Source organism: Neisseria sp. Marseille-Q1983, assembly GCF_018224585.1.
GTDB lineage: Bacteria > Pseudomonadota > Gammaproteobacteria > Burkholderiales > Neisseriaceae > Neisseria > Neisseria polysaccharea.
On sequence record NZ_JAGTUI010000073.1, the window covers coordinates 1 to 4,660 of the forward strand.

Genomic DNA, 4,660 nt, shown 5'->3' on the forward strand with positions numbered 1-4,660 from the left:
GTGCCTTATATCTCCGCCCTGAAGGACGGAGTTTTACGGCATAGGGCTGATAAAGGCGTATATTCGGTTCCGCTGATATTCACACTTCCACGGCGTACAACGCCAACAGCCCCTTTTTCAAGCAGTTTGTCGGCAATCAGCGAATGCGTGGTTTTGACAAAATCTTTCCAGTCAAACGGTTCCGGCGTATCGATACAAGACATCAGAAAGCCGTAGCTATCCCTCAGATTGACCAGCATTACGGCATCCGAATACAATTTGCCCGCAGCGGTTTGCCCGATTTTCAATAAAGCCTGAGTATCATGCCGGTCGTAGGTGTTACCTTCCAGTTGTGCTGAACTGTATATGAAATCGATGCCGATTTCTTCAATATTGCGTGACGAATCAGTCAGCAGGGATAAAGGCAGTCGACCAGACAGCTCAAACAAATATTCCTGCTCTGTTAACGAAAAAATCTGCCGTTGATTTGTAAAATTCAGTCTGTATGTCGACATTTTAAATTCCTTCGTTTGAATAGCTACACCACATGGGAATTCCACTTTATTAAACAAAATATTTGACTGAAGTCACATGGTGGTCATCATATGGCGGCTCTGACATGCCTAAAATATCGATTGCATATCGGTTAACCAAAACTTCTTCTTCCTTAAACTTTTGGTACTTTTTCCGGCAATATTCTCGGAACTCTGTTAAATTTGATGGCAAGAACCCGCAACCGTCTGCACCGTAGAAGCCGGACTAATCTTGTTTAAGCAACTCATGGCAGATTGACCCCACATAGGAAATTCCCTAATTATGGATTTTCATCATTTTTATAAAACGCTACAACAACAGGAGCGTAAACACAAACACGGCCTCTACCGGATGGGTGAAATTTGCCGATGGTTTGAAGACGGCAGCAGAAGGCGGATTCAATACTTCGTCAAGAAGGCTGTCCGACAACGCTTGTTACTCCGAATCCATCGTGGAATCTACCGTGTAGCCAACACCGATACGCCCGTCCATGCTATGTTTCCCCATCTCGTCAAGGCCCTTCGACCTCGCGCGGTCAATTATGTCAGTCTGGAAAGCGTACTGTCTGCACACGGTATTATTTCGCAAATTCCGTTTGTTATTACAATAACCTCGACAGGGGCATCCGGCAGGTACGATACGGAGGTGGGCTCTGTCGAGTTTGTCCATACGAAAAAGGACGTCGAACATCTGTCACCCCATCTAGAAGAAGCCCAAGACGGCTTGGTTTACGCGGATGCTGAGTTGGCGTACAGGGAATTGAAACGACTTAACCGAAACTTGCATCTGGTTGATATTGAAAGCTTGAAAGAGGTCTTGTCATGATTGGAATACCGTACCAGAAAAAAGTCGCTGCCGCAGTTGTCGCGTATCCGAGAAACCTCGCCCCTGTCGTAGAAAAGGAGCTTCTTCATTACGAAATTCTAAAGTTCTTAAACGCGAATGGGTATAATGTAATCACCTTCGAACAAGCTGTCTTTCCGGACAATCAGTCCGTTTTTAACCCAGAACTTCGGCTCAAAATAAAGTTTCATCTATCAAAGTAGCAGCTGCTTCTCTAACCGCAACATCGGACTCTTCAAGTTTTTTGCAAAACGTATTCAATGTATTTTCCAGAACCACAACAAAGTTTCCTTTTAGAGCGAAGTTAATCATCAAATCGAAAGCTTTTAGGTTCATGGTGGATTCCTTCACATATCAATACCCAACATTATAGTGTTTTTTTCTTTCCGAAAAATTTAGAGATAAAAATGGGACTTTGGTTTTTGGCTGAAGTGTGTGGAAGTCATCGACGAATTGATGTCAACGGTTTCTATTTTGGCTGAGTGTGTTTAGGTCATCGACAAACTGAAACCAACTGTTCCGGTTTTGGCTGAGTGTGTTTCAGTCATCGACAACTGAAACTGAGTTCTACTGTTCCGGTTTTGGCTGAGTGTGTTTCAGTCATCGACAACTGAAACTGAATCCTACTGTTCCGGTTTTGGCTGAGTGTGTTTGAAAGCAACGCATTTTCTATATAAATATTAAATATTATTCTTTATTAATAGGTATAAATATAATATATTTATATATATCCAGAATTTGAGATTTTTGTACACCACTTTTTCCAAAATAACTCAGCATTTTTAAATTCCTATATTTTCAGAAATCTGTCTGTTCTTGATTCTACTGCGCCAAATATCCACGCCTTGTAGGACATACTATAAATCAGAGTTGATACTAATTTGTTCTTTACAGATATTAATTAAGGAGCAGTCATTATGGCAACATTAATGGAAAAAGATGTATTGACTGAAATAGTAGTTTCCAGACTGGCACTGATCAGCCGCACACTGGATAACCGTGAATATCTAAATCACAATGCCGATTGTAACAGGCTACTTGAGATTCGAGACTTTCTGTATTCTGCCCTACCTCAGAAAATAGACTATGACTCCATTTTGTCTGAATGCAACTCCATAGAAACATTACAAACCATTCGGCAAAGGCATTAAAGAAAAACGTACCGATGTGTATGCCGGTTATACTTACACACAACAGCTCAGTGAGGCCAACAAACTGCGTGCCGGTTTAGGTTTGGGCTATGAAAAATACAAAGACACGACAACTAGTGAGAAAGGAACAGCCTACACCGAGCGCGAAGCCTTCTATACCAAAGCGCACGCGACCTGACTTTCGATTTGGGCAGCGGCTGGTATCTGAATCCTTGGGCAGAGGTTAAGGTTGACCTGGAACGCCAAATTGAAACACAACGCAACCACAGCCGGTGCTTCAGCCGACATTAATGCAAAAACACGCGGATGGGGCGTGGGCGTAGGTGCGAATATCGGCAAACAAATTACCGATACCGTCGGCATCGAAGCCGGCCCGTTCTACAAACACCGTCCTTCAAAGCATTTGGCGACTTCGTTTTAGACGGCGAGAACATCCGAGTCGATCCTACCAAAATCAACGAATACGGTGTTCGTGTCGGCGTGAAATTCTGATTTTCCTCATACGAAACCGCAAACCTTTATTACATCTCCTGAATAATTTAGGATACTTTTTAGGTATTGAAAAACACCTTGGTTTTTAGCCTATGTTCGGTGAGTCGGGGGAATCCATATCCTCGTCCGCGCCGAAATAGTCTATGCCTGATATACAATTTCGATACACAAACTTGGAAATATCGGTATCGTCGCCGGAGCGATAGAATGCGGACAGTTTTTCATTGAATTGCGGCATCTGCATTTCGGAGATTTCCAAGATGCCGCAGCCCCTCTCCATCATCAGGCTGTTGGCAAATAAGGTTGCCGTTCGTTTGTTGCCATCCCAAAAAACCTGCTGCCGCATACAATAAAGCATAAAACGGACGGCTGCCTCCGTCGTCGAACCGCTTTGCAGTCTGATATTTTGTAACACGCGGGCCACTTCAATTTCCTTCACCGGATTTGGGGCATGACGGGAACCGTCCAATAGCGTTACGCCGACCGAACCGGTACGGAAATCACCGGGTGCCAAAGAATCGTCCTTAGCAACAATGTTGTTGATTTTTTTAAGGAGTGAAATATTGACCGGTTCGCCATTTGAAATATGCGAAATCACATATTGATAGGCACGTTTCAGGTTCAAGATGGTTTGGATGTCTTCAAGTGACACGGAGGCTACATTTTTGCCACGGATAATTTGCTCGGTTTGCAACAAAGTTGTCTGACAATTCTCAAACCGGCTGAGGTTGTGAATTTGGGCAACCAATACTTTCTTTGCCAGAAAAATATTTTCTTCCAAACTCAACTTGTATTTGTCCATAACCACGAGAGTTCCTTACATGATTAAATCTGCACACCCAAGTTGTGCACGGTAAACGGTGCTATATTGAAAAGCCCCATTAATGGTGTACTACCAAATCAAAGAAGGTTAAACAAAAAGTCGCTTGTCCCGTTCATGGCTCTCAATATTTTTCAAGGCATCCGCCTTATCCCATATCTGAAGTTCCCACGGAAAAAACAGATTATTTCTTTGATTGAAGTACACATGCGTTCCGATATAGCCGTTTTTTTCCTGAACGTACCAGTTTTTTAAACCCTTCGTCGAAACCCATTCATCTAAAGCAGCATGTATTTCGTCCATTAGCGCGGAATCAGCGATGATTCTCACCCCAAAAATATCATTTAACACCTTATTCGCCGGATACCCGGGCTCGCGTTCCGAAAACCGGCGGATTTCGTCGAAAACGGACTCCGTGGTTTTAACGCGGTAGTAGTATGCTAAAGGCAAGTCCCCGATGTCAGATCGAATCAGATAGTCGTTGATTGACTCATGCAAATTAAGTCGGTATTGCAACACAAAATCGATGTCCAGATGCCGGAGCATCTTTGACAAATTGGGAAGGTTTCCGCCATACAGTTTGGAAATCCTTTCGTGATATCCGGCGTGTATGCGGTTAATTTCGTCAATCAGCCGTTCTACATTACTGATTTCATGAGCTGGAGACATACCTTGCTACTCTTTCATTCCAATTATATGAAAACAACATACCAATTGCTTTCAACTCTTGTTTTCGCGTTCTGTATTGAGGTTCTCCGTCTTTTTGTCCTTTACCACCTTTATTTGTTTGGCTGTGTTTTAACGATGTGTTGATATTTAATTTTAGAAAGGTAGCTATTTA

Annotated in this window: 6 protein-coding genes and 3 pseudogenes; 5 read left to right on the top strand and 4 right to left on the bottom strand. The window is 42.9% G+C overall.

Annotated elements, in window-relative coordinates; all coding sequences use genetic code 11:
• Window positions 1-47 precede the first annotated feature (47 nt).
• Window positions 48-494, bottom strand: a pseudogene (locus KEM39_RS10770) (Fic family protein); the annotation flags it as partial.
• 301 nt (window positions 495-795) lie between these two features.
• Here KEM39_RS10770 and abiEi point away from each other — a divergent pair.
• Window positions 796-1,338, top strand: a complete 543-nt coding sequence (gene abiEi / locus KEM39_RS10775) for a type IV toxin-antitoxin system AbiEi family antitoxin (RefSeq protein WP_211710012.1) — start codon at window positions 796-798, stop codon at window positions 1,336-1,338.
• A gap of 192 nt (window positions 1,339-1,530) precedes the next feature.
• Here the strand turns inward: abiEi and KEM39_RS10780 are convergent, their stop codons facing one another.
• On the bottom strand, window positions 1,531-1,692 hold the full coding sequence (locus KEM39_RS10780; RefSeq protein ID WP_159068594.1) for a hypothetical protein: 162 nt from the start codon (window positions 1,690-1,692) through the stop codon (window positions 1,531-1,533).
• Window positions 1,693-2,273: 581 nt separating this feature from the next.
• Between KEM39_RS10780 and KEM39_RS10785 the strand changes: the two genes are divergently transcribed.
• The 4 genes and pseudogenes from KEM39_RS10785 (at window position 2,274) to KEM39_RS11710 (ending at window position 2,999) form a co-directional block, all read left to right on the top strand.
• The gene (locus KEM39_RS10785; protein ID WP_211710013.1) at window positions 2,274-2,507 is read left to right on the top strand and encodes a hypothetical protein; all 234 of its coding nucleotides are present in this window, start codon (window positions 2,274-2,276) and stop codon (window positions 2,505-2,507) included.
• 16 nt (window positions 2,508-2,523) lie between these two features.
• Window positions 2,524-2,685, top strand: a complete 162-nt coding sequence (locus KEM39_RS11705; RefSeq protein WP_249182746.1) for a hypothetical protein — start codon at window positions 2,524-2,526, stop codon at window positions 2,683-2,685.
• A pseudogene (locus tag KEM39_RS11930) lies at window positions 2,679-2,798 on the top strand (hypothetical protein); the annotation flags it as partial. The gene KEM39_RS11705 and the pseudogene KEM39_RS11930, both read left to right, overlap by 7 nt.
• Window positions 2,755-2,999: pseudogene (locus KEM39_RS11710) on the top strand (hypothetical protein). The pseudogenes KEM39_RS11930 and KEM39_RS11710, both read left to right, overlap by 44 nt.
• An 85-nt stretch (window positions 3,000-3,084) precedes the next feature.
• On the opposite strand, the gene KEM39_RS10795 reads toward KEM39_RS11710, so the two are convergent.
• Together KEM39_RS10795 and KEM39_RS10800 are read right to left on the bottom strand one after the other, a co-directional pair.
• The gene (locus KEM39_RS10795; RefSeq protein WP_211710014.1) at window positions 3,085-3,807 is read right to left on the bottom strand and encodes a Fic family protein; all 723 of its coding nucleotides are present in this window, start codon (window positions 3,805-3,807) and stop codon (window positions 3,085-3,087) included.
• A gap of 102 nt (window positions 3,808-3,909) precedes the next feature.
• On the bottom strand, window positions 3,910-4,488 hold the full coding sequence (locus KEM39_RS10800) for a GTP pyrophosphokinase (RefSeq protein WP_211710015.1): 579 nt from the start codon (window positions 4,486-4,488) through the stop codon (window positions 3,910-3,912).
• Window positions 4,489-4,660 lie beyond the last annotated feature (172 nt).

Excerpts from the sequence above, each read along its gene's own strand:
- KEM39_RS10780 (WP_159068594.1), bottom strand. The coding sequence starts at position 1,692 with ATGAACCTAAAAGCTTTCGATTTGATGATTAACTTCGCTCTAAAAGGA.
- abiEi (WP_211710012.1), top strand. The coding sequence starts at position 796 with ATGGATTTTCATCATTTTTATAAAACGCTACAACAACAGGAGCGTAAA.
- KEM39_RS10785 (WP_211710013.1), top strand. The coding sequence starts at position 2,274 with ATGGCAACATTAATGGAAAAAGATGTATTGACTGAAATAGTAGTTTCC.
- KEM39_RS10800 (WP_211710015.1), bottom strand. The coding sequence starts at position 4,488 with ATGTCTCCAGCTCATGAAATCAGTAATGTAGAACGGCTGATTGACGAA.